The 22,418-nt window shown below is 73.9% G+C and carries 15 protein-coding genes; 5 read left to right on the plus strand and 10 right to left on the minus strand.

Features of this window, described 5'->3' with window-relative positions; translation table 11 throughout:
* Positions 1-55: 55 nt before the first annotated feature.
* From LUZ64_RS32275 to LUZ64_RS32305, 6 genes are all read right to left on the minus strand, one after another.
* Complete coding sequence (locus tag LUZ64_RS32275; RefSeq protein ID WP_095583772.1) at positions 56-739, minus strand: Crp/Fnr family transcriptional regulator; 684 nt, start codon at positions 737-739, stop codon at positions 56-58.
* A 347-nt stretch (positions 740-1,086) separates the two neighbouring features.
* Positions 1,087-8,445 carry a laminin G domain-containing protein gene (locus LUZ64_RS32280; protein ID WP_095583771.1) on the minus strand — a complete coding sequence of 2,453 codons (7,359 nt, stop codon included), beginning with the start codon at positions 8,443-8,445 and terminating at the stop codon, positions 1,087-1,089.
* A gap of 272 nt (positions 8,446-8,717) precedes the next feature.
* Entirely contained in the window at positions 8,718-12,035 is a 3,318-nt protein-coding gene (locus LUZ64_RS37335) for an AfsR/SARP family transcriptional regulator (protein ID WP_143593396.1), read from the minus strand.
* A 131-nt stretch (positions 12,036-12,166) separates the two neighbouring features.
* Positions 12,167-12,661 carry a hypothetical protein gene (locus LUZ64_RS32295; protein WP_143593395.1) on the minus strand — a complete coding sequence of 165 codons (495 nt, stop codon included), beginning with the start codon at positions 12,659-12,661 and terminating at the stop codon, positions 12,167-12,169.
* On the minus strand, positions 12,658-13,170 hold the full coding sequence (locus LUZ64_RS32300; protein ID WP_095583768.1) for a hypothetical protein: 513 nt from the start codon (positions 13,168-13,170) through the stop codon (positions 12,658-12,660). Before LUZ64_RS32300 ends, LUZ64_RS32295 begins: the two co-directional genes overlap by 4 nt.
* 65 nt (positions 13,171-13,235) lie before the next feature.
* Positions 13,236-13,667 (minus strand): hypothetical protein, encoded by a 432-nt coding sequence (locus tag LUZ64_RS32305; RefSeq protein WP_143593394.1) that lies wholly within the window; start codon positions 13,665-13,667, stop codon positions 13,236-13,238.
* Positions 13,668-13,897: 230 nt separating this feature from the next.
* Here LUZ64_RS32305 and LUZ64_RS32310 point away from each other — a divergent pair, with 230 nt between their 5' ends.
* The 5 genes from LUZ64_RS32310 to LUZ64_RS32330 all read left to right on the plus strand — a co-directional run bounded on the left by LUZ64_RS32310 (position 13,898) and on the right by LUZ64_RS32330 (position 18,387).
* Positions 13,898-15,535 (plus strand): aldehyde dehydrogenase family protein, encoded by a 1,638-nt coding sequence (locus LUZ64_RS32310; protein ID WP_232389685.1) that lies wholly within the window; start codon positions 13,898-13,900, stop codon positions 15,533-15,535.
* A 145-nt stretch (positions 15,536-15,680) separates the two neighbouring features.
* Positions 15,681-17,006: an aspartate aminotransferase family protein gene (locus LUZ64_RS32315; protein ID WP_232389684.1), complete on the plus strand. Its 1,326-nt coding sequence runs from the start codon at positions 15,681-15,683 to the stop codon at positions 17,004-17,006.
* A 1-nt stretch (position 17,007) separates the two neighbouring features.
* Positions 17,008-17,553 carry an SRPBCC family protein gene (locus LUZ64_RS32320; RefSeq protein WP_095581547.1) on the plus strand — a complete coding sequence of 182 codons (546 nt, stop codon included), beginning with the start codon at positions 17,008-17,010 and terminating at the stop codon, positions 17,551-17,553.
* Positions 17,554-17,556: 3 nt separating this feature from the next.
* Positions 17,557-18,084 (plus strand): hypothetical protein, encoded by a 528-nt coding sequence (locus LUZ64_RS32325; RefSeq protein WP_232389683.1) that lies wholly within the window; start codon positions 17,557-17,559, stop codon positions 18,082-18,084.
* A gap of 48 nt (positions 18,085-18,132) precedes the next feature.
* A complete protein-coding gene (locus LUZ64_RS32330; protein WP_308251398.1) occupies positions 18,133-18,387 on the plus strand; it encodes an acyl carrier protein in 255 nt (84 codons plus the stop codon).
* A gap of 49 nt (positions 18,388-18,436) precedes the next feature.
* Here the strand turns inward: LUZ64_RS32330 and LUZ64_RS32335 are convergent, their stop codons facing one another.
* From LUZ64_RS32335 to LUZ64_RS32350, 4 genes are all read right to left on the minus strand, one after another.
* Positions 18,437-18,823, minus strand: coding sequence for a peptidoglycan-binding domain-containing protein (locus tag LUZ64_RS32335; protein ID WP_095581546.1), 387 nt, complete (start codon positions 18,821-18,823; stop codon positions 18,437-18,439).
* A gap of 82 nt (positions 18,824-18,905) precedes the next feature.
* Positions 18,906-19,379, minus strand: coding sequence for a hypothetical protein (locus LUZ64_RS32340; protein ID WP_095581545.1), 474 nt, complete (start codon positions 19,377-19,379; stop codon positions 18,906-18,908).
* Between the two features lies 1 nt (position 19,380).
* On the minus strand, positions 19,381-19,887 hold the full coding sequence (locus tag LUZ64_RS32345; RefSeq protein ID WP_095581544.1) for a hypothetical protein: 507 nt from the start codon (positions 19,885-19,887) through the stop codon (positions 19,381-19,383).
* A 240-nt stretch (positions 19,888-20,127) separates the two neighbouring features.
* Positions 20,128-22,418: ATP-binding protein (locus LUZ64_RS32350; RefSeq protein ID WP_095581543.1), on the minus strand; the 2,291-nt coding region annotated here is incomplete at its 5' end.

Consider the following 22,418-nt stretch of genomic DNA (forward strand, 5'->3'; position numbering starts at 1 on the left):
ACAGCGGCCCGGGCGGCGGGCGGCTCCCGGGCGGCCGGGCCGGCTGGGGCTCCCGTCACCGGTTCTCCGGGCGCACCATCTTCCGCAGCACGTCAGGGCGTACGACGACCAGGCCCCGGCGCCCGGTGCGGACGATCCCCCGCTCGCGCAGCCCCTTCAGCAGCCGGGCGACGGCTTCCCGGGAGGCGCCCACCGAGCCGGCCAGCTCGCTCTGGGTGAGCCCGGCCGTCAGCTGCACGCCCTCCTCCGAGTCCTCGCCGTGGCTGTCGATCAGTTCCAGCAGCAACAGGGCCAGCCGCTCCTGGACGTTCAGCGCCGCGTACTGCACGCGCCGGCGGTCGCTGTCGCGCATCCGGTCGGAGGTCAGCGCCAGCAGCTTCCGGGAGATGCCGGGCCGTTCCGCCAGCAGGCCGCTGAACCGGGCGGCGTCCACGGCGAGGGCCTCGACCCGCTTCAGCGCCGTCACGGTCGCTCCCCGCGGGCGCCCGCTGAGCACGGCGCCCTCGCCGATGATGTCGCCGGGGCCCCGCAGCGCCAGGAGCGCCTCGTAGCCGTTGGCGGCGGCCGAGGTCACCTTCGTCCACCCGGAGAGCAGGATCAGCACGTGCGCCGTGGGTTCGTGCTCCCGCAGGAGCACCTGCCGCGCGGGGAAGACGAGGGGCGTCCCGCTCTCGAAGAGCGCCTGCCGGTCCTCGGCCTCCAGCCGGACCACGAACGGAACACCGTCCTCGAACCTCATCCGCCGTCTCTCCCGCCTGCCCGGCCGCGCCCGACACGCGGCACCTCGGGGAGACAGCCTCCACGTGGCCGCGCCAGGAGGCAACGTTCCTGGTGAACGGGGTGGTCGCGGGGGACTGGGCGCCGAAGGGGCAGCGAGAAGACGAACTAGAAGAACTTTCTAGAAAAAGACTTCAATACGAGGGGCCTCGTCGTGCACACTGGGGCCGTTCGGCGAAGGGACGGTGGATTCACGGGGGGATCCACCGTCCCTTCGCCGCGTGGAGTGCCCGGACCGGGGGGCGCGGCGGCCCCGGCGCCGCGCCACGGAATCCCCGGTCCGGGCACCCGGCCGTCAGACCTCGGTCATCAGCCCTCGACGCCGTAGTACTGGGCGAGGAAGCCGATCACATGGTCCGCGTGCGGGCTCAGCTCCGGCAGACGCGTGGCCAGGGCCGCGCGCACGGCCGCGGCGAGCTCGGGCAGCCCGGTGGCCGCGCCCTTGACGTAGGGGTCGAGGCGCCGGACGAGCTCGTAGTTGCTCTCCACGTCGAGCTGCCGCATCGCCCGCTCCAGAGGCGCGGCGTCCTTCGCCGGGACCGGCGGCAGGAGCCGGCTGACGAAGGTGACGCGGTGCATCACCCGCCAGCACGGCGGCTTGCGGTCCGACTGCCGGGCCTGCCGCAGCGCCGCCGCGTTCGGGTCGGTGCCGTTCGCCAGCCAGGCCGGGTCGACGACCTTGTGGAAGAAGGTGTCGAAGTGCTCGGTGTCCTCGCCGAGGTAGAAGCTGAGGAACCGGTACGCGTCCACCTTGCCGGGCGCGTTGACGGGCTTGCCGTCGGCATCGAACACCGGCTTCCGGTTGGCGTCGTACTGCTGGACGTTGCCCGAGGGCGCGCAGGTGACGTTCAGCCCGAAGGAGCGCGTCGCCTCCTTGCCGCGCGCCCTGGTGACGGACATGCCGCCACCGAGGGAGGCGTCGAGCTGCGCGTTGATCCCGATGCCCATCACGTCGAAGGACGTGCCCACGGAGGCGCCCACCGAGCCGGAGAGCGAGTACGAGCCCGAGGTCGTCTCGCTGACGGCGTCCGTCGTCTCCGTCGTCTCGGCGAAGAAGCCGCCGTCCGCCGTCCACACATAGGTGTTGACCAGGTCGCGGCGCGAGAAGCCGTCGCCGGTGGCGCTGCCCGCCGTGTCACGGCCCTTCCCGGGCGCCGTGTCGCCGCCGATCGCGCCGCCGAGGACACGGCCCGCGCGCTCGGCGGTGGGGTCGGGCGCGTGGGTGTCGGTGGAGACCGTCTCGTAGTAACCGCGCATCCGCTGCTGCTCACGCTGGATGCGCCGCTTGATGGCGTACGCCTCGCGCGGCTTGTAGTAGCTGTACTCGCCCTGGTCGCGGGCGCCCGCGTAATCGGGGTCGAGGACCTTGCCGCGCTCGTCGAAGCCGACCGTGCCGTCCAGGGTGCCCTGCTTGGTGTAGCGGGGGTTGAGCGGGAAGGGAACGACGTTCCAGTCCTTGGGGATGTCCGGGTTGGGCTGGATGCGGTAGGCGACCAGGGCGCCGCTGTGCGCCAGCCGCAGCGCGAACACGTCGGCGGTCTGGGACTGGACCACCGCGAAGCCCGTGTTGACGGGGACGTAGCGGCGGCCGACGGCGGGGTTGAGCGGCTTCAGCGGGTCCTCCCAGCTGCCCGACAGGTCGACCTTCATGGCCCGGGCGGTGTTCTCGCCCTGCGACACGGCCGTCTCGTCCGCCCAGCTGTTGGAGAACTCCAGGCTGCCGCGCACGCCCACCGACACCTTGGCCTTCGCCATGGACTTGGCGACACCGAAGCCCAGCGGCGCGGCGATCATCCACATGTCGACGTCGACCTCGTTGGAGAGCGCGAAGCCGAACGCCGCGTCCACGCTGCGCTCCTTGGCGGACGACAGCGAGTGGACGACCTGCTCGGCCTGCGTGAACTCCACGGACGACGCCGAGTCGTAGGTGGCGCTGTCGGGGTCGACGGTGTTGGGCGTGAGGTTCTCCGAGGGCACCGGCGGCGCGCCCTCCACGTAACCGACCAGCTGCGGGTCGAACTGCACCTGGCTGACCCACTCGCTGACCAGGTCGCCGACCTTGTAGCCGGTGACCAGGTGCCAGCGGCCGTCGCGCAGATAGCCGTACGCCCGCTTGAGCACGCCGAACGCCTCGCCCTTGACGGTGTACTGCATGTCCGCGTACTCGGCGACGGCGGGGGCGCCCGAGACCGTCTCGTGGAACGGCGTGCGCATCGCGGCGAGCGCGGAGCGGACCTGGGCGGTGTCGCTGGAGACGGGGGCGGTGGACAGGACGGCGGCGGGGCGGCGGGGGGCGGCCGCGAGCATGAGGTCGTTGCCGCGCAGGCCCTCGTCCCGGACCAGGTCCGCGCTCCCGTCGGTGGAGGCCCGGTCGAAGGACCAGTAGGCGATCAGGTCCTCCTTCTCGCCCCGGAGACGGGTGAAGAGGTTGTCCAGGACCTGCTCCTGGGTGCGGGCGGTCCGCCAGATCCGCACCTCCTCCAGGACGCCGTGGAACGGCTGGCCGGCCTCGCCGTCCTTGAGCCGGGCGCCGAGGGAGAGCTGGGCGTCGCCGTGGTCGGTGAAGTCCTCGCCGTCGAGGGGGTCGCAGGCCACGGGGACGCCGTTGCGGTAGACGCGGAAGACACTGCCCCGCGGGTCGGGATTGCGGGTCCAGCGTGCCCCGCGCAGCCGTGCCGGATGGGAACCCGTGGTGTCCGCCGCGGTGTTGCCCGCGTTCTCCTCGAACCGCCAGTGCGCCGTCAGCCCGCGGTCGCGCGCCGATACAGGCGTGCCCAGCTGGGCCGCGTCGCGGGCCGTGCCCCACAGCCGGGCCTCGGAGACGACACCGGTGAACGGGTGCGTCTCCAGACCGTCGCGGGCCCGGCCGATGTCGAGCGTGCCGGTGTTGCCCTTGGCTCCCGGCCCCTCGTAGCGGGCGGTGCCGGCCTCGCGGCCGTCGACGAAGAAGCGGATGTCCTGCCACTCCTGGACGTCGACGGACTCGACGAGCTCCACGGTCTGCTTGACGGGCTTGCCGTCGGCGCCCGCCGCAGTGATCTCCTTGGAGCCCTTGCGCTCCCGCATCGACCGGCCGCTCTTGCGGACGACGGCGATCCGGTGGAACGCCCCCGCGGTGAGGGCCTCGGTGGAGGCGAACCGCACCAGCTTCCCGTCCGGCTCCTCGAAGCCGAACTCCAGCCGTCCGTCGGGCAGGACGAGCAGCCGGTACGGGACGCTGCCGCCGGAGCCGTCGGCGGTACGGCCCTTGGAGAGCAGGCCCTGCGTCGTGCCCAGGGCGGCGACGCGGCAGAAGACCTCGACGGTGAGGTCGTCGGCGATGTCGAGCGCGTCGTTGTCCGGCACCTCCAGGTACGTGCCGCCGGTCAGCTCGACCGCCCACGACTGCTCGTAGGCGGCCGCGAGGTGGGACCACTCGCGCAGGGGGAACGCGGCGCGGGTGGCGGTGAGGCGGTTGCCGACGCCGGCGACGATGCGGTAGCCGGCGTCCTCGCCCCGCGTGAGCGCCTCGGGGGCGGTGGCGGTGGTGACCGTGCCCCGCAGGGTGACGGTGCGGCGCTGCGGCGAGCGGTCGGTGACGACGGGCTTGCCGTCGGCCCCGGTGGCCGGGCCGGCACAGGGCCAGTAGCCCTGCAGGCCCGCCTCGTCGCCCTTGAGCCGCTTCGTCATCCGGTCGCGGATCTCGAGGGCGGTGCGGGCGGTGCCCCACAGCCGGACCTCGTCCATCTCGATGCGCGCGTAGTCGGGGATCCAGCCGGCGTGCGAGCTGCCGAAGCTGAAGGGACCGGCCCCCCGGTAGTCGCGCGTCGCCGTGCGCCGGGCGACCTCCGTGCCGTCCCGGTAGACCACCTGCTCGCGGGAGGCCGTGGTGTAGACACAAGCCCAGTGGTGCCAGGCGGTGTCGGTGTACTTCCGCTTCGTGTCGAGGTCGTCGCCGTAGAAGGCGAAGGTGAAGGTGCCGTCCGCGCGGAAGCCGATGTGCAGGGAGGAGTTGTCGGCGGCGTGGGACGTTCCGTGGCCGACCACGATCTGCGGGCGGCCGTCGGGGGCCGAGGGCCGCCGCGCCCAGAACTCGACCGTGAAGTCGGCCCCGGACAGCGGCACCTGGTCGTCCGTGACGGCGACGCCGCTCTTGCCGTCGAAGAACAGGGCGGGCGTCGCGGGCGGGGCCGGCGGCGCGAGCAGGCCGAGGGTGAACGGGTCGTCACCGGTGTTCGCGTGGACGACGCGGGACGTGCCCGCCACCCGCTGGGGGTTGACCCAGGCCTCGACGGTCAGATCGCCGCTGACGGCGACGCGGTCCAGACCGGCCTGGGTGACCAGGACGTTCCGCTGCCCGTCGAAGGCGTAGGCGCGGCCGGGCTTGTCGGCGCGCCAGCGCCCGCCGTGGCCGGGCACATGGTCGGGGACGGTGCCCAGCGGCACCTCCCGCACCTGCCCGGGGTCGACGACGAGGAGCCGGGAGCCGGACGACAGGGGTACCCCCGGTCGGTTGCTCTCCGCCAGTCGCGCGTAGTCGTACGCCTGGCCGGGCGCGCCGTTGACGACGGCGGCGAAGTCGGCCGCGCGGCGCGGCAGCTTCCGCCAGATCTCGCTCTCCTCGCCGCGCTCGATCGTCAGCTCGCACAGACCGGCGTCGCCGACGTCCATGATCCGGATGTTGACGCCGCCCAGGTCGGTGCCCGCGTCGCGGGCGGCGAAGGTGAACGCCGTGCCGTCGGGACCGGCGAGCTGCCGGGAGGAGCGGGAGACGAGCGTGTCGTAGTAGGTGGCGAAGAACTGCCCGTCGGCGCCCCGGAAGTACAGCACGACGCTGCCGGTGGCGCTGTCGAGCAGGTACGGGCGGTCGGCGCCGCGGGCGAACTCCAGCAGGGCGCCGGAGGTGCTGAGGCCGGTGCGGTCGACGGAGAGCTGCGGCATGGGCAGGGCGATGTCGTCGGCGCCCTTGAGGCCGCCGGTGAGCCGGGCGAGCTCCTCGCGCTTGGCGGTCCCCTCGGCCTGCAGGGCCTCGATCTCGCGCTGCAGGAGGGCGAGCCGGTCGCGCTGGGGGCGCAGCTCCTCCAGGCGGGCCTCGTCCGCGGCGATCAGCTTCACGAAGTCCTGCACGTTGGCCTGGGGCGCGGGACGGACCTTCTCGAAGGTCACCAGCCCCTCGCCGTTCCCCGCCACCGTCTCGATGTCGTGCTGGACGACGGCGTCGCCCTTGCGGTCGGTGGCGCAGACGGCGAGCCGGCTCCAGAGGTTGACCAGGACGGAGTAGCCGTCGCCCTGTTCCACGGGGGTGAAGTAGGTGTTGTGGTGGCCTTCGAGGTGCCGGTAGCCGATGAGCGGGGCGTCGCGGTCCTTGCTTTCGCCGGAGACGTTGAGGTCCTTGGCGACGTGGGCGTTGCGCACGTACCAGCACGGCCGGCCCTCGTACGTGCCGACCGTCGCGTCGAAGTACCAGAGTGCCGTCGGGGCGTCCTTGTCGGAGGTGCGGACGGCGGCGGGCCAGTCACCGGCTCCGTCGTCCTTGAGCGCGAGGTACTGGTCCTTGCCGTCGCGCTGCCGCTTGAAGCGGACGCGGAAGCACCAGGCGCCGAGCGTGCCGTCCAGCTCGGCCCTGCGCTCGGCCACGCGCTTCTCCAGCGCGGCGATCTCGTCCTTGCCCCGGGCCAGCCGGGCCGCCTCGGTCTCCTTGGCGGCGACGTCCCGGGTGATCTCCTGGACGCGCCGGTCCAGCTCGCTGATCGCCTCCACGTCCCCGCTGGCCTCGGGCGCCGCCAGCACCGGCAGGGTCAGCTCGTCGGGTATCCGGGCGAGGCGCCCGTCGCGGCCGACGCCGAGGTCGACGGTGGCGAGGTAGGCGTCGTCGGTGGCCGTGCCGGTCCTCGGGTCGGGGCCGGACGTGGCGTACGAGAGCAGGACCCGGGCCTGGCGCTTGGCCGGCTTGGGCTCCTGGCCGTAGCCGACGGCCGTGTCCTCCTGCTGGTGGTAGAGGACGGCCGACAGGCCGGAGACGACGCGGCGGCCGGCCACGGCGAAGCTGTCGCGGCGGACACCCGGGTGGTCGCCCACGGGGGCCTCGGACGTCACCCACTCCGGGCCGCCCACCAGTTCGCCGTGGCGGGCGTGGTCGGTCTGGTCGAAGAGCCGGGTGCCGGAGCCCTCGTCGAAGCGGTAGTAGGCGACGAGGCCGGGGTCGTCGCCGATGAGGCGGACGCCCTTGTCGCGCTTGAGCTCGTCGGCGGTGCGGGCGCGGTCCCAGACACGGACCTCGTCGAGTTCGGCGCGGGCGCCCTGGGCGAGGGCGCGGCCCAGCAGGAGCGGACCGGTGCCGGCGTAGTCGCCGCCGGTGGTGCGGCCGCCCGCCTCCTCACCGTCGCGGTAGACGGTCTGCCGGCGGGCCGTGTGATCGTAGACGCAGGCCCAGTGGTGCCAGGAGGTGTCCGTGACCGGGCCGTCGGCGTTGAGGTCCTCGGCGTAGAAGGCGAAGGTGAAGCGGTCGTCCTCGCGGAAGCCGATGTGCAGGGACTTGAGCGGGCTGCCTGCCTCGTCCCCGTGGCCGATCAGGAACTCCTGGCGGCCGTGCGCGGTGCGGCGGGCCCAGAACTCGACGGTGAAGTCGCGGCCGGCCAGCTCCGGCCCCTCCGGGACGCGCACATGGGCGTCACCCCCGCCGAACGCCAGCGCGGTCTCCGCGTGCCCCTCCGTGCTCACCACGGGGACCAGCGGCTGCCCGGTGAACGGGCAGGTGCCGGGCCCGCTCTCGTAGACCGCGTCGCGGTACGCGGGGTCGGGGCTGGTCCACGCCCGGGTGCCCTGGAGGTTGAACAGGCCGTCGCGGCCCTGCTCCACGCTGAAGGAGTCGACGCGGCCGGTGGCGTCGTTGTGCGCGAAGACCTGCCAGCGCTGCCGTCCGTGGACGGCGGTGGGGACGAGCAGGGCGGCGAAGCGCCCGCCGGAGAGGTTGCGGACGAACGACAGCTCCTGGGTCGGCTCGTGGAAGGGGCGGCCCTCCATGTCCGTGGTGCCCAGGCTGTCCTTGGCCGAGTCGGGGCGGCTCCGGTGTCTGCTGCGGCGGTAGCGGGCCTCCAGGACGGGCTTGAGCTCACCGCCCACGAGCAGGAAGCGGTCGAAGAGGAGGGTGTCCGCGACCAAGGGCACCTTGGCGCCGGCCCGGTCCTCGGCGTAGTCCGTGCGGCCCGGGTCGCCGGAGGAGCCGCCGCCGGTCAGCTTGTGGACCGCGTCGGGGTGCGCCGACCCCACGGACTGGCGCAGGACGACGATGTGCGTGCCGTCGGACAGCGCGTGGAAGGGGGCGAGCGCGGTGAGCCGGGCGGTCGTGGACAGGAACGGGTCCACCTCGTCCTCGTCCAGCCGCTCGGCCGGCTCGGCCTCGACCCGGCCGCCGCGCTTGACGACCGGCATCCGGGTGGCGCCGGCGACCGCGTAGCCCACGTCGGTCGTCTCGGAGGGGAAACGCAGGGGGAGCGGGTTCTCCGACCAGTAGGCGGCGTCGAGTTCGCCCTTGGCCTCGTCGTGCCGGCTCAGGTCGAGCACGGTGTACACGAGCCGCCGCTGGTCGTCCATGGCCAGCGCCACCGTGGTGCCCTGATGGCGCACCGTGGTGGTGTGGACGTAGGAGCGGTCGCTGTAGACCTTGGACAGGTGTTGTTCGCCGGACAAGGCGTCTCCTCGGAAATCACATACGGGAAAGGCGGGTTACCCGAACGCCGGGTAGCCACGCTGACCTGCGCCGCTTCCCCCTTCGCGCGCAGCGTCCCACCATTTACCGGCGTGAATTACGCGTCAAGGAAGGGATTTCGCCAAGACGTCCGAATGCGGGGGGTGGTGAGTGTGTCACCCCCGGTACGGCAGGAGTGAGGCGCGTCGCCGTGCCGGGCGGTGCGCTCGGTCCTCGCGTGGCCGGCCGGGGCGACGCCCTCGCGCGTCCGCGCTCAGGCCGCGACGAGCTCGCCCAGCAGCCTGCGCTCAGGGACGCCGAGCTCCTCGAAGACCGCGAGGGCGGCCCGCCAGTGCGGGAGGGCGGCTTCCGGTCCGTGCAGGGCCCGTCGCGTCAGGCCGTACACGTAGAGGGCCCTGGCCATGACGAGCCGCTGGCCGTGCCGGCGCGCCAGCTCCAGTGCCCGCTCGGCGTAGCGGACCGCGCGCGGCTCGTCGCCGAGGTCGAGGTGGGCGTGGGCGATGCCCGCGAAGGCCCGGGTGCGGGAGAGGAGCAGCCCGGTCGCCCTGATCCTGCCCAGGGCCTGCCGACCGTAGTGCAGGGCCCGGGCGGGCCGGCCATCCGCCCGGTACGCCTCGATCAGGCTGGTGAGCACCCTGACCTCGCCGTAGCCGAAGTGGATCTCGCGGGCCAGGCCCAGGGCCCGGTGGTAGTCGGTGAGCGCCGCGGCGGTGTCCCCGGTGCACCGCCGGACCGTGGCGAGGGCCTCCAGCGCCGCGGCCTCGTGGACCCTCTCCCTCGTCCAGCGGCTGAGGCCGATCGCCTGGCCGGCGTCGGTGGCGGCCTGTTCGTAGTCACCCGCGTCGCAGCGCGTGCCCGAGAGATGCGACAGGGCGTTGTTCTCCAGGTGCGGGTTCCCGATGCGCCGGGCCAGCTCCAGGCACTCCGAGAAGGCCGCCAGCGCCGCGGCGAGGTCCCCCTGGAACCACGCCACGATGCCGGTGCCGGCCAGCGCCTGGCACAGCGTGGCGCCGTTGCCCGTGCGCCGGCTGAGGGCGAGGGCCCGCTCCTGCCGGCGGAGCCCGAGGCCGGGGCGGGTCGACAGCAGCTCGGCGATCCCGATGTGGTGCAGCGACAGGGCCTGCGCGTCGACGTCGCCCGCCCGCCGGGCCAGCGCCAGGGCCTCCTCCTGGTAGCGGATGCTGTGCCCGGGGCGGCCCAGGTGGACGTTGGCCAGCCCGAGGTTGAAGAGGCTGCCGGCCTGCCCGGGGACGTCACCGGTCCGGCGGCTGATCTCCAGCGACCCGCTGTGGCACCTGTCGGCCTCCTCGTAGCGGCTCAGCAGGAAGTGGATGTCGCCCATGAGGCCGAGTACGGACGCCTCGGCGCGCTCGTCGCCCGCCCGGCGGGCGGCGGCCAGCGCCGCGTCGCACACCGCGAGCCCCTCGGCGCCGTGGCCCCGGGAAGTGAAGTAGCCGCGCAGGGCGTCCGCGAGGCGCCAGGCGTGGGCGGGGTGGCCCGTGTCGAGCGCGCGGCGCGCGGAGGCCACCAGGTTCGGCAGCTCGCTGTCCAGCCAGTCCAGCGCCTCCGCCTCGTCCACCGGCGGCACGGGCCCGGCACCGGCGACGGGAGGGGGCGGCGGTCTGCGGGCCCGGGGGTGGAGGAGCTCCGTGGCGGCGCGGGCGGTTCCCAGATAGAAGTCGAAGAGCCGGGCACGGGCCGCGGGAGCGCCCGAGTCGCCCTCGGCCCGCGCCGCCGCGTACTCGCCGAGCAGGTCGTGGATCCGGTAGCGGCCACCGCTGCCGGCGGCCACCAGGTTCGCCGAGACCAGTGTGTCCAGCAGCGGCCCCGCCCCGGCGGGGGAGCGGTTCATCAGCACCCCGGCCGCGGGACCGGCGAAGTCCGGGCCGGGCACCAGGCTCAGCCGTGCGAAGAGGGTCGCGGCCGGCTCCGACAGCCTCCGGTAGGACAGGTCGAAGGCCGCCCGCACGGCCGCCTCCTCGTCACCGGGTGACACGAGATGGGCCAGCCGGCCCCGGGAGCGCAGGACGCCGACGTAGTGGGCCACCCGCGTCTGCGGCAGGGCGTCGACGTTCGCCGCCGCGATCCGCAGTGCCAGGGGGAGCCGTGCGCACTCGGCCGCCAGGGCCCGGACGGCCCCGGGCTCGGCGTCCGCCCGGGCAGGCCCGAGCAGACCGGTGAGCAGGGCCACCGACTCCTCGTCGGTCATCGGGGCGAGCCGCAGCCGGTGCCCGCCCTCGATGGCGGCCAGCCCGCGCAGATCGTCCCGGCTCGTCACCAGCACCGCGCAGCCCGGGTCGCCGGGGAGCAGCGGCCGCACCTGACGCGGGTCGGCGGCGTCGTCGAGCAGCACCAGCACCCGCCGGTCGGCGAGCAGGCTGCGGTAGAGACCGATCCGCTCCTCCTCGTCGGCGGGGACCTGGTGGCCCGGCAGGCCCAGCGCGCGCAGGCACCGGCCCAGGGCCACGGACGGTGCCAGCGGGGCCGCGCGGCAGTGGCCCTGGAGGTTGACGTAGAGCTGGCCGTCCGGAAAGCGCGCCCGGACCCGGTGGGCGACGTGCAGGGCGAGGGTGGTCTTGCCCACGCCGGGCTGGCCGGTGACGATGCCCACGGGCATGGCCTCGCCCGCCCCGCCGGGCGGGCCCCCGCGCCCGTACGCCCGCGAGGTCAGGAACTCCGTCAGCGACCGGACCGGGCCGGTCCTGCCGACGAAGCAGCGGGGGGCCGGGGGCAGTTGGAAGGGCGCCACCTCCCAGGGCCCGCGGCCGGCTCCCGGAGCCTGGGCGCCCGCCCTGCCGGACACCGGGATCCCGGACGCCGCGCTCCCGGTCAGCACCATCTGATGGACGCGGTTCACGTGTTCGCCGGGGTCGATGCCCATCTCGTCGCGGAACAGCCTGCGCACGCGCCGGTACGCCGCCAGCGCCTCGCCGGTCCGGCCCGACCGGCTCAGGGCGAGCATGAGCGCCGCCCACAGCCGCTCGCGCAAGGGGTGCTCCCGCGTCAGCGCGTCGAGTTCTCCGACGATCTCGGCGTGCCGGCCGAGCCGCAGTTCGACCTCCGCCCAGCGTTCCAGGGCGTGCAGCCGCTCGTCCGCCAGCCGGGGGGCCGCGCCGCGCTGGAGCGACTCGGAGGGGACGTCCAGGAGCGCCGGCCCCTGCCACAGTGCGAGCGCCTCGGTGAGCAGGGCGGACTCCTCCACCGCGTCACCCGTGGTGTGCGCCCTGCGGGCCCGCTCCAGCAACTCGTGGAAGGCCGTCACGTCCAGCCGGTCCGGGGCGACCTCCAGGGCGTAGCCGTTCGGTCTCGTCCGAACGAGCGGGGCGCCGTCCGGGCCGTCGCCGAGGGCCCGGCGCAGGCGCATGGTGTAGACGTGGACCGTGTTGCGTGCCGACGGGGGCGGGTTCTCACCCCACAGCCGCTCGACGAGGGTGTCGAAGGGCACGGTCCGGTTGGCTCCGAGCAGCAGGGAGGCGAGGAGGACGCGGAGCTTTCCGGCCGTGAGCGGCACGGGCGTGGTGCCCCGGAACACCTCCATGTGCCCCAGCAGGCGGAAACGCAACTCCGTCACCACTGCGCCACCCCCCTCCACGGCATCGCGCACGAGGTGTTGGAAGCACAGTAAGTCCGTTTCGCGCGCCGGGGACAGCGCCGTTCGAGCCAGGCGGCCGGGCGGCGACCGTACGCGCCCGGAGGCGCTCGCTACCGCCACGGGCAGCGCGGAAGCCCCGGATACGGGTCCTGGTCGGTCCACAAGTAGTTGGCCGGAATGCTGCCCCAGCCGAGGACCGAGGGGATCTGCACGGTCTCCTGGCCCTGGGTGTAGTACCAGACGCTGTTGCCGCCTTGGTGGGGGTCACCGAGCGTCCAGCACACGAACCAGCTGGTGGTGGTCTTGAGGAGGCCGGTCACCGGGGCGAGGAAGGCGGCCCGGCCGTAGAGCTGCCCGGCAGCGTTCTCGCAATAGAGGTCCTTGGTGAAGAAGTTGCCGAGGGTGTCCGCGTGGGGGCTGCGCTCCCGGATGTAGCAGGTGCGGGCGGCACCGGAAGAAGGAGCGGCGGAGGCGGGACGGGCGGTGTCCCCGGTGGCGCTCGCCGCCGGGGCCGGGGTGACGGACAGCGCGGCGGTCGCGGCGAGGGCGGCGGCCACCGCCCCGGCCCGGGCCCGGCGCGGGGCCCCGTTCCGTGCCGCCCTCACCGGTGGCCCCCCTTCACGGCCGGCGCGGCCTTCATGGACGGCACACAGGGCGGCAGACCGGGGAACGGGTCGACCGTGGTGGTCAGGCGGTACGCCGGGACGTACCCCCAGCCCTTGCGCATCGGCCAGTTGAGGATGCGGTCGCCCTGTGTGTAGTACCAGACGCGGTTCTTCCCGGCGTGGAGCTCACCGGTCTCCCAGCACACGAACCAGCTCAGCGTCGTGACGAGCTTGCCGACCACCGTGGCGTAGTTCTCGGACTTCGCGTACACATCGGCGACGACGTTCTCGCAGTACAGGTCGGTGGTGAAGGTCTTGCCCGCGTAATCGGTGTGGGAGACGCCGTTGCGGATCTGGCAGATGCCCCGCGGGCCGGGTGCGCCCAGGGCGTCGTCCCCCGCCGTGGCGGCCGCCACGGGAACCGCGCCGGCGAGGGCCGCGACGCTGACGGCGGACAGGGCGAGGGCCGTCCAGCCCCGCCGGCCGGGTCCGATCGCTGTCGGTTTCACGTGCGTGCCTCTTTCCCCTGGTTCCTGCCGCTGCCCGCCGCTGCCCACTGCTTTCTGCGGCCCGGTCAGGCCCACCGGCACTTGGGCACGCCGGGCGCCGGGTGACCGTCCACGTGCAGCAGATGGCCGGGCAGATAGCCCCAGCCCTTCGCCCCCGGCCGGTCGACGATCACATCGCCCTGTGTGTAGTAGTAGAAGTTGTTGCCGCCCGGCGGCGGATCACCGGTCTTCCAGCAGACGAACCAGCTCCGCCTGGACAGCAGCATCGACACCACAGGGCTCGTGGGATACGTCTGCAAACGCAGCTCACCGGGGGTGTTGTCGCACACCACGTCGTGGTCGAACCACATGCCCGTCCAGTCGACGTGCTCGGAGCCCTCCCGCGTCACGCACGGCGCGCTCGCCGCCCGGGGCCCGGCCGACGCGGGCGGCGCGGCGCACAGGACCAGCGCCGCGGCCGACACCGCGACCGCCGTCCGGGTCCGTGACCTGCTCATGGTCGTCACTCCCACGCCCCTTTCCCCTCGCGGGCCGTACCGGGGCCGCACCGGGCCCGGCGACGACCCGGCCAGTGTGGCCCGTACGGCTGACATCCCCCTGACGGCCTTGTCAGCCGCGTGTCAGATGACCGTGTAAGGATCCGGACACGGGCAGCGAGCCGCAGGTCTGGGGGCGTCGACGGATGGTTTTCACTGGAACGCAAGCCGACGGGTCCCGCAACCGGCCGGTGCCGGACCCACCCTCACCACCGGCCGCCCGGGACCATCCGTTACGCAGCTACCTCTCCTACCTCGCGGGAGAGGACGTCCCGGGCACCGGCTGGGTCTACACCCTCACCTCCCGTTCCCTCCTGGAGGACGTCTTCGCCAGCGTCTCCCTCAAGCGCGAGCTGGAACGCGACCCCCACTCCACGGCGGCGGGCCACCCGTACGTGGTGGGCCGCGTCGCCGTGGCCTCCGCCCGGGACAACGCCCGCGCCCTGGAGGCCGCCGCCGAGGCCGCCCCCGCCTGGGCCGCCGTCCCCCTGGAACGCCGCATGGAACTGGGCGCCGCCTTCCGAAGACAACTCCTCCGGCACCGGGACGAGTTCCTGCGGCTGCTGACCGCCGAGGCACACCCCCTGCGACTGGCGCGCTGGGAGCTGAGCTGCCTCCTGGCGGTCTACGCGGAGGAGAGCCTCGACTGGTACCGCCGGCAGATGCACACCGAGTTCCGGCACGGCGGCAGACGGCTGATCGTCCGCCGTGTCCCCGACGGCGTCGTCTGCCTCAACCCGCCGCAGAACGCCCCCGCCCCCAGCGCCGCGCTCGCCGTCCTGGCGCTCATGGCGGGCAACGCCGTCGTCGTGCGCGCGCCGCGCAGCATCGCACTGAGCACGATGTACGTCATGCGCGAGCTCGTCGCCCCGCTCCTGGAGGACATGGGCGCCCCGCCGGGCGCGCTCGGGGTCGTCTGCGGCAACCCCGGCTCGACGCTCGACCTCTGGGTCGACAGCCCCCTGGTGGACGACATCTTCTACATCGGCGGCTGCGAGGAGGGCCTGCGCCTGGAGCGGCGGTGCGTCGCCAAGGGCAAGAAGCCCGTCCTGGAACTGGCAGGCAACGACACGATCACCGTCTGGAAGGACGCGGACCTCGACCTGGCCGCCCGGGCCGCCTGCGAGGCGTTCTACGGCTCCGGCCAGATCTGCATGGCGCCCAACCGCGTCCTGGCCCACGCGGCCGTCGCCGACGAGCTGACCCGGCGCATCGCCCGGGAGGCCGCCCGTATCCGGCCGGGACACCCCGAGGACGAAGGGGTCCTGCTCTCCCCGGTGCGGCGCAGCGAGCGCTTCTTCGCCCTGCTCGACCAGGCCCGGGGAGCCGGCGCCACACTGGTGTGCGGCGGCCACCGCACCGAGCTGGACGGCACCCGCTCGGACACCGGGGTCTTCCTGGAACCGACCGTCCTGCGCGTCGACGGCCTGGCGGACGCCCGGCGGATCGACGCCGTCCAGCAGGAGACGTTCTTCCCGCTGCTCCCCGTCGTCTCCGTCGGGCCGGGCGACGACGGCCCGCTCCTCGACGAGATGCTGGCGTTCGTCGACGCCGGGGCGCACGGGCTGCGCAACTCCCTGTGGACCCGCTCGGACGAGGTCGTCGACACCTTCCTGCGCCGGGTCCGCAACGGCGGGCTGCTCAAGGTGAACGACTCCCACATCGGCTTCCTGCCCTACCTGCCCAGCCATGGCGGCACCGGTCTGACCGGCGGTGTCTTCGGCGAGGCCAACTACCCGATGCTCAAGACCTCGCACCTGCAAGGGGTCAGCGTCAGCGCCGGCGCCGACCCGCGCCGCGCCGCCTTCGGGGACCTGTGGGGCGGCTGAGCGGCGCGCGCTCCCCGGCGGCCCGTACGACTGAGGCCCGTACGACTGCCCGTACGACCGAGGCCCGTACGGCCGCGGCCCGTGCGGAGGCGGCCCGTACGTACGGGAGCGGTCCACCCCTCCAGTACCCGAAGGGAACCCGTCAGTGACCGAAGCCCACCCCCGGACCCCCACCCCCGACGGAGCGCGGACCGAGGCCCCGGACCGGGCCGGGACCGAGCAGGACGTCCTCCGCCTCTACCGCGCCCACCTCAGCAAGGGCCGGGCCACCCTGGCCGAACTCTTCGGCGGGCACATGGAAGTGGCCTCCGAAGGGGCCTGGCTGCGCACCGCCGACGGCGCGAGCTTCCTCAACTGCGGCGGCTACGGCGTCTTCATCACCGGCGCCCGCCACCCCCTGGTGACGGAGGCCGTGCTCCGCCAGCTGCGCACGCACCCCACGGCCACCCGCATCCTGCTCGAACCCACCGTGGCGCGCGCCGCCGAGGCCCTCGTCTCGGTGGCACCGGCCGGGCTGGACCGTGTGCACTTCAGCCTCTCCGGCGCCGAGGCCGTCGAGACCGCCCTCAAGCTGGCCCGCGCCGGAGGGCGCAGGCGGACGGTGGCCATGACCGGCGGCTACCACGGCAAGACCCTGGGCGCGCTGTCGGCGACGGCGAAGGAGGTCTACCAGGCGCCCTTCCGCCCCCTGCTCGCCGATGTCACGCACGTGCCCTACGGTGACGCCGACGCCCTGGAGAAGGAGCTGGCCGGCCACCCCGGCGAGGTGTGCGTCCTCGTGGAGCCGGTGCAGGGGGAGGGCGGCGTCGTGGTCCCGCCGGACGGCTATCTGCGCCGCGTCGGGACACTGGTGCGGCAGTACGGCGGGCTGCTGGTCCTCGACGAGGTCCAGACCGGTCTGGGCCGCCTCGGCCACTGGTGGGGCGCCGACATCGAGGGCGTCAGGCCCGACATCCTGCTGGCGGGCAAGGCCCTCGGCGGCGGGATCGTCCCCGTCTCGGCGGCCGTCGCCACCCGCGAGACCTTCCGGCCCTTCGACAAGGACCCCTACATCCACACCTCGACCTTCTCCGGCCAGCCGGTGCTGATGGCCGCCGTCCAGGGCGTCATCCGGGCCATCCGTGAGGAGGACCTCATCACCCGGGCGCGGGAACTCGGCGAACGCCTCCTGCCGGGCGTCAAGGAGGTCGTGGAGGCCACCCTGGGCGACGGGCTCGCCGTGGAGGTACGGGGCCGGGGACTGCTCATCGGCGTCGAGCTCGCCGAGCCCGGCCTCGCCGGCGAGCTGCTCATGGAGCTCTTCAACCGCCGCGTCATCGCCAACCACTCCATGATCGGCAGCTCGGTCGTCCGGTTCACCCCGCCCGCCACGCTCACCGACCGCGAGGCGGACTTCCTGCTCGACTCCCTCGACCAGGCATGCCGCGCGCTGCGCTCCGGCGCGACGACGATGCCGGAAGGCGGTCGCTGACATGCGGCGCGTGGAACTGGAGGCGACCGTGCGGGGCGAGAAGGCCCGGGAGGTCTTCGACGCCCTGCTCGCCTGGGAGCGCTACCCCGAACTCGCGCCGCACGTCCGGGCGACGACCGTGCACCGCAGTGTGCCCGGCGAGGGCGGCAGCTCCAGCTGGGAGCTGTACTTCCGCAGCGGGCTGCTGTCGTGGTCGGAGGAGGAGTTCTTCGACCCCGGGGCGCTGCGGATCCGGTTCGAGCAGACGTACGGCGACTTCGACGAGTTCCGCGGCACGTGGCAGCTGCGGCAGGACGCCGACGACGTGCGCGTGCGCTTCGACGCCGAGTTCGACTTCGGCATCCCCAGCATGGAGGGGATCCTCGACCCCATCGCGGAGCGCGTCATCAAGGAGACGGTCGCCTGGGCGGTGACCGGCCTCTTCCCGGACGTCACGCACCAGGAACGGCTGACACCGCGGACACCACCGGGGAAGAGCGTTTCCCCGGTGGTGTCCGCGACGGCCGAGGACACGGACGAGCACGCCGAGAACACCCCCGAGGGATGAGTCATGGACCAGGCAAACCCTTTCGACACCCCCACCACGGCCAAGCTGCACCGCTCGGAGTACCTCGTCGGCTTCGCCGTCACCACCGGTCTGATCATCGCGCACGCCGGTGAGATCCGCTGGGGCGTGGCCGTCGCGCTGTTCCTCTACATCGACCTCATCGGCTACCTCCCCGGCGCGATCGCCTACCGGCGCAGCCCCGACAAGGAGATCTCAAAGGTCTACTACGTCCTCTACAACACCATGCACAGCCTGGTCACCCAGGGCGCGGTGGCCGCCCTGTGGATCTGGCTGATCGGCCCCGAGTGGGCGCTGTTGCTGCTGCCCTGGCACCTCTTCGGCGACCGGGGGCTGTTCGGCAACTTCTACAAACCCTTCGGCATGCACTTCGAGCCCGTACCCGAACCCGGCTACCGCGAGCTGCTCGGCGGGCTGCGGGGGCCGCTGCTGGCCCGAGCCGTCCCCCAGCACGGCAAGAAGGACAAGAAGGACCCGAAGGGGCGGCGGCCGGCGGTCGGCGCCAATCCGTGACCGCTCCTCCTGCCTCTCTCCCCTCCTCTCCTCTCGAAAGGACGCCGGATGCGCTACGAGGCGCTGTACGAACGGCTCAGGGACATCCTGGCCGGCAAGCTGCACGTGGACCCGGACCGCATCACGTACGACGCCACCCCCGAGGACATCGAGCTCGACTCGCTCGCGCTCGTCGAGCTGTCCCTCGTCCTGGAGACCGAGCTCGGCATCCGGATCAGCGAGGACGACCTGGCCGAGGCCCCGACCGTCGGAGCCGTCGCACGACTGATGGCGGAACGAAGCGCCGCCGCCGGGCCCTCGTGAGGGGGAGCGCCACGGGCCCCGAGTGGCCCCGCACCCCCGCCACCACGGGTCAGGGGTGCAGGGCGGCCCAGGTGTTGGGGCCGACGAACCCGTCGGCCGTCAGCCCGACCGACTGCTGGAAGTCCTTGACGGCGGCCAGGGTGGCCTCGCCGAAGATCTTGTCGGCCGTCACGTTCCGGTAGGCGTAGACCTTGTTGAGGACGCACTGGAGGTGACCGACCGCGTCGTTGGCGTGCCCCTTGCCGAGCTCCGGGTGGGTGCCGGTGTAGGGGCAGAGGCGCCACTCGCCGTTGACACCGTTGTACACCCGCTCCCGCGCGGAGGGAGCGGGCGCGGCGCGCGCGGAGTCGCCGCCGGCCCCGAGGACCGGGCCGAGCGACAGCACACTGCCGAGCAGGGCCGCCGTGACGAGCGCGTGGAGTCGACCTGATGCCATGACGGGATCTCCCGGACTGTGGGGACGGTGGGGTGAGGAGGCCCGGTGCGGGCCCGAGGACCGAGGACGAGGGCCGGGCCGGTCAGACCCAGGCGCAGCGGGGGATACCCGGATAGGGGTGCCGCGGCGTCTGTACGACCCGGGCGGGGACGACCCCCCACGCCTTGAGGCCGGGCTGGGTCACCACCTCGTCCCCCTGCGTGTAGTACCAGATCTTGGTCTGGCCCGGCGGGGCCTCGCCCTCCGTCCAGCACACGAACCAGCTCGGCGAGAGCTTGAGCCTGCCGGTGACCGGCGCGTTGAAGGCGGACCGCCCGAGGACGTCCGTGGCGAGGTTGTCGCAGTACAGGTCCACGGTGAAGGAGTTGCCCAGGTTGTCCTGGTGCCGCTGGTTGCGCAGCCCGCAGGTGGCGGCGCTCCCCGAGCCGCCTGCGGGCTCCGCCACCACGGCGGGGGCGCCGACGGCGAGGATCCCCAGGGACAGCAGGGCGGCCGTCCACGCCTTCCGGCCACACGCCGCACGCGGTGCCGGGCGCCTCTCGGTCTTCGTACCCATCTCAGCCCCCGGCGGCCGTCGACGTCACCGACCAGCTGCACCGCGCCAGCCCCGGTACCGGATGCTTCGTCACCTGCAGCTCCGCCGCCGGGAGGTAGCCCCAGCCCTTCGTGCGCTTGTTGCCGGAGACGCTGTCGGCCTGCGTGTAGTACCAGATGTCACTGCCCTGCTGCGGGGTCCCGGGCTTCCAGCACACGAACCAGCTCGGCGAGAAGGCCATCCGCCCGTTGACGGGGCTCTGGGTCGTGGACTGGACCCGGGTGTTGACGAGGTTGTGCGGGCACACCACGTCCCCGAGGAAGTTCATCGGTGTCCAGTCGGTGTGCCGCATGTCGGGCCGCACCTCGCAGGAGGCGGCGCGCGCGGGCCCGGCGGCGGCTCCTGCGGCCATGGAGGCGGGCGGCACGACCGGCAGCACGGCGCCTCCCGCGACGGCGGCGACGACCGCGGCCCGGCGGATCCTCCGGCCCCGTGCGCGGGGTCCGTGTCTTTCGCGTCTGACAGCCATGTCCGCTCCTGGAGGTTCGGCGACACACGAACGGCTGCCGGGGCGTCGGCCGCGGCCGTCCGGTGGGGACCGATACTCGCAGGGCGGTGTGAAGCCCGCCTGACATCCCGCTGACGGGGCCTTACGCGGCGTCGGCGCCCGGGGCGGGGCCGGATGTGACGGCCCCGCCCGTCCCGGATCCCGCCGCCGCGACGGCGTGCCCGGCGGGACGCGCGGGGAGAGGGCCCGGCCACGCGGCGCTCACCGCGAGGACCGCTCCGCCAGCAGCTCCCGGACCTCCGACCGTTCCGCCGCGCCCAGCCGCTCGTACGCGGCGAGCGCGTCCCGCCAGCACGCCCGGGCCCGCCCCTCCTGCCCGAGGAGCGCGAGCGCGCGGCCGAGCAGCGTCAGGACATGGGCGCTCCGCAGGTCGTCGCCCAGGTCGCGGAGGACGGTCAGGGCGAGTTCGGCGTGCCGGGCCGCCGCGGCCGGGTCACCGGACGCGAGCTGCGCCATGGTGAGGCGCCAGGCCGTCATCCCCTCCCACCAGCGCTGCCGGCCGGCCTGGAAGACCGCGAGCGCGTCGGTGAGTCTCCGCACGGCCTCCTCCGGGCGGCCGCTCTCGGTCAGGGCGATGCCGTAGGCGTAGAGGGCGTTGGCCCGCCGCCAGGACGGGCCCGCGGCCTCGTAGCGCGCGAGCGCCCGCTCGGCGAGTTCCGCCGCGAGGTCCGGGCGGCCCATGTCCAGCTGGGCGCGGGAGAGATTGCTCAGGGCGCTGGCCTCGCCCGGGAGGTTCCCGTCGGCGCGGAAACCGCGCAGCGCCGTCGCGAGGTGCCCCTCCGCCTCCTCGGGGCGCTTGAGCCAGGTGGCGAGCGAGCCCCGGAGGTTCGACGCCTGGCAGAGGGCCAGCGGGTCCGCGGTGGCGGTGCCGAGGAGCACCGCCCGCCGGGCGTGCTCCTCGGCCCGGGCGAAGCGCGCGGCCAGGCCGTGGTGGTACGCCAGGATGGTGTGCGCGCGGCCCTCGGCCCGTGGGTCGCCGGCCTCCCGGGCCGCTTCCAGGACGGCCTCGGCCACCTGACCGTAGAGCCTGCGCCCCATGCCGTTCTCGGCCAGGTCCTTCACCACGAACAGCAGGTCGACGGAGCGCCGCAGCGTGTCGCCGCGGGCCTGCTGCCGGACACAGCCCAGGAGGCAGGAGACCTCGGTGAGGAGCCAGTCGGTGGCCTGGCGGACGCCGGGGAAGGAGAGCCCGGACGCCGGGACCGGTTCCAGGTGGTGGCCGAGCCTGTCGCTCGGCCGGTCGAGGGCGTAGGCCCGCGCGGCGGTCGCCAGGTAGAAGTCGAGGAGCCGGGACATGGCGGCGCCGCGCGCGGCCCGCGGTTCCTCCCGCTCCGCGCGGGCGCGCGCGTAGAGGCGTACGAGGTCGTGGAGGCGGTACCGGCCCGGCGCGGCGGATTCCAGCAGCGAGGTGTCGACGAGGGATTCCAGGACGTCCTCCGCCGCGTCGGTGTCCAGGTCCAGGAGGGCGGCCGCGGCGGGGAGGGAGAGGTCGGGCCCGTCGGGGAGGCCCAGCAGCCGGAAGGCGCGGGCCTGCCCGGGTTCGAGGTGGTGGTACCCCAGGTCGAAGGTGGCCTCGACGGCGAGGTCGCCGGCGTGGAGTTCGTCGAGGCGGCGGCGCTCGTCGGCGAGCCTCCGGGCCAGGTGCGCGACGGTCCACGTGGTGCGGGCGGCCAGCCGGGCGGCGGCGATGCGGATGGCCAGGGGCAGGAAGCCGCAGGCGGCGACGGTGTCCAGGGCGGCCTCGCGCTCCACGCCCGCCCGTTCCGCGCCGACGATGCCGGTGAAGAGGGCGAGCGCCTCGTCGGGGTCCAGCACGTCGAGGTCGACGAGGCGCACGTTCTCCAGGTCGAAGAGGCGGGAGCGGCTGGTGACGATCGCCGCGCACCCCTCCGCCCCGGGCAGCAGGGGCCGGATCTGGGCGGCGTCGCGGGCGTTGTCGAGCAGGACGAGCACACGGCGGTCCGCGAGGAAGGAGCGGTAGAGCGCCGAGCGTTCCCCGGCGTTCCCGGGGATCTCGGAGTCGGCCGCGCCCATGGCGCGCAGGAACGCGCCGAGCACCGCGTCCGGTTCCGCCGGGCCGGGACCCGCGCCCTGGAGGTCGACGTAGAGCTGGCCGTCGGGGAAGTGCGGGCGGACGGCGTGGGCCACGTGGACGGCGAGGCTGGTCTTGCCGACACCGCCGATCCCGGCGATGGCCGAAATCACGGGCGCGCCGCCGCGGGCGGCGGTCAGCTGTGACCGGAGCCCGGCGGTCAGACCGGCGCGTCCGGTGAAGTGCGCGACGCGCGCGGGCAGCTGGGCGGGGCGTACGAACGGGCAGGTGTGGTCCTGGGAGGGGTCCGGTACGGCGGCGAGGCCGGTGTCGGCCTGGAGGATGCGTTGCTGGAGTTCGGAGAGTTCGGGGCAGGGGTCGACGCCGAGTTCGTCGGCGAGGAGGCGGCGGGTGTCGGCGTAGACGGCGAGGGCTTCGGCTTGGCGGCCGCTGCGGTAGA

The organism is Streptomyces albireticuli (assembly GCF_021228125.1).
GTDB classification, from domain to species: Bacteria; Actinomycetota; Actinomycetes; order Streptomycetales; family Streptomycetaceae; genus Streptomyces; species Streptomyces albireticuli.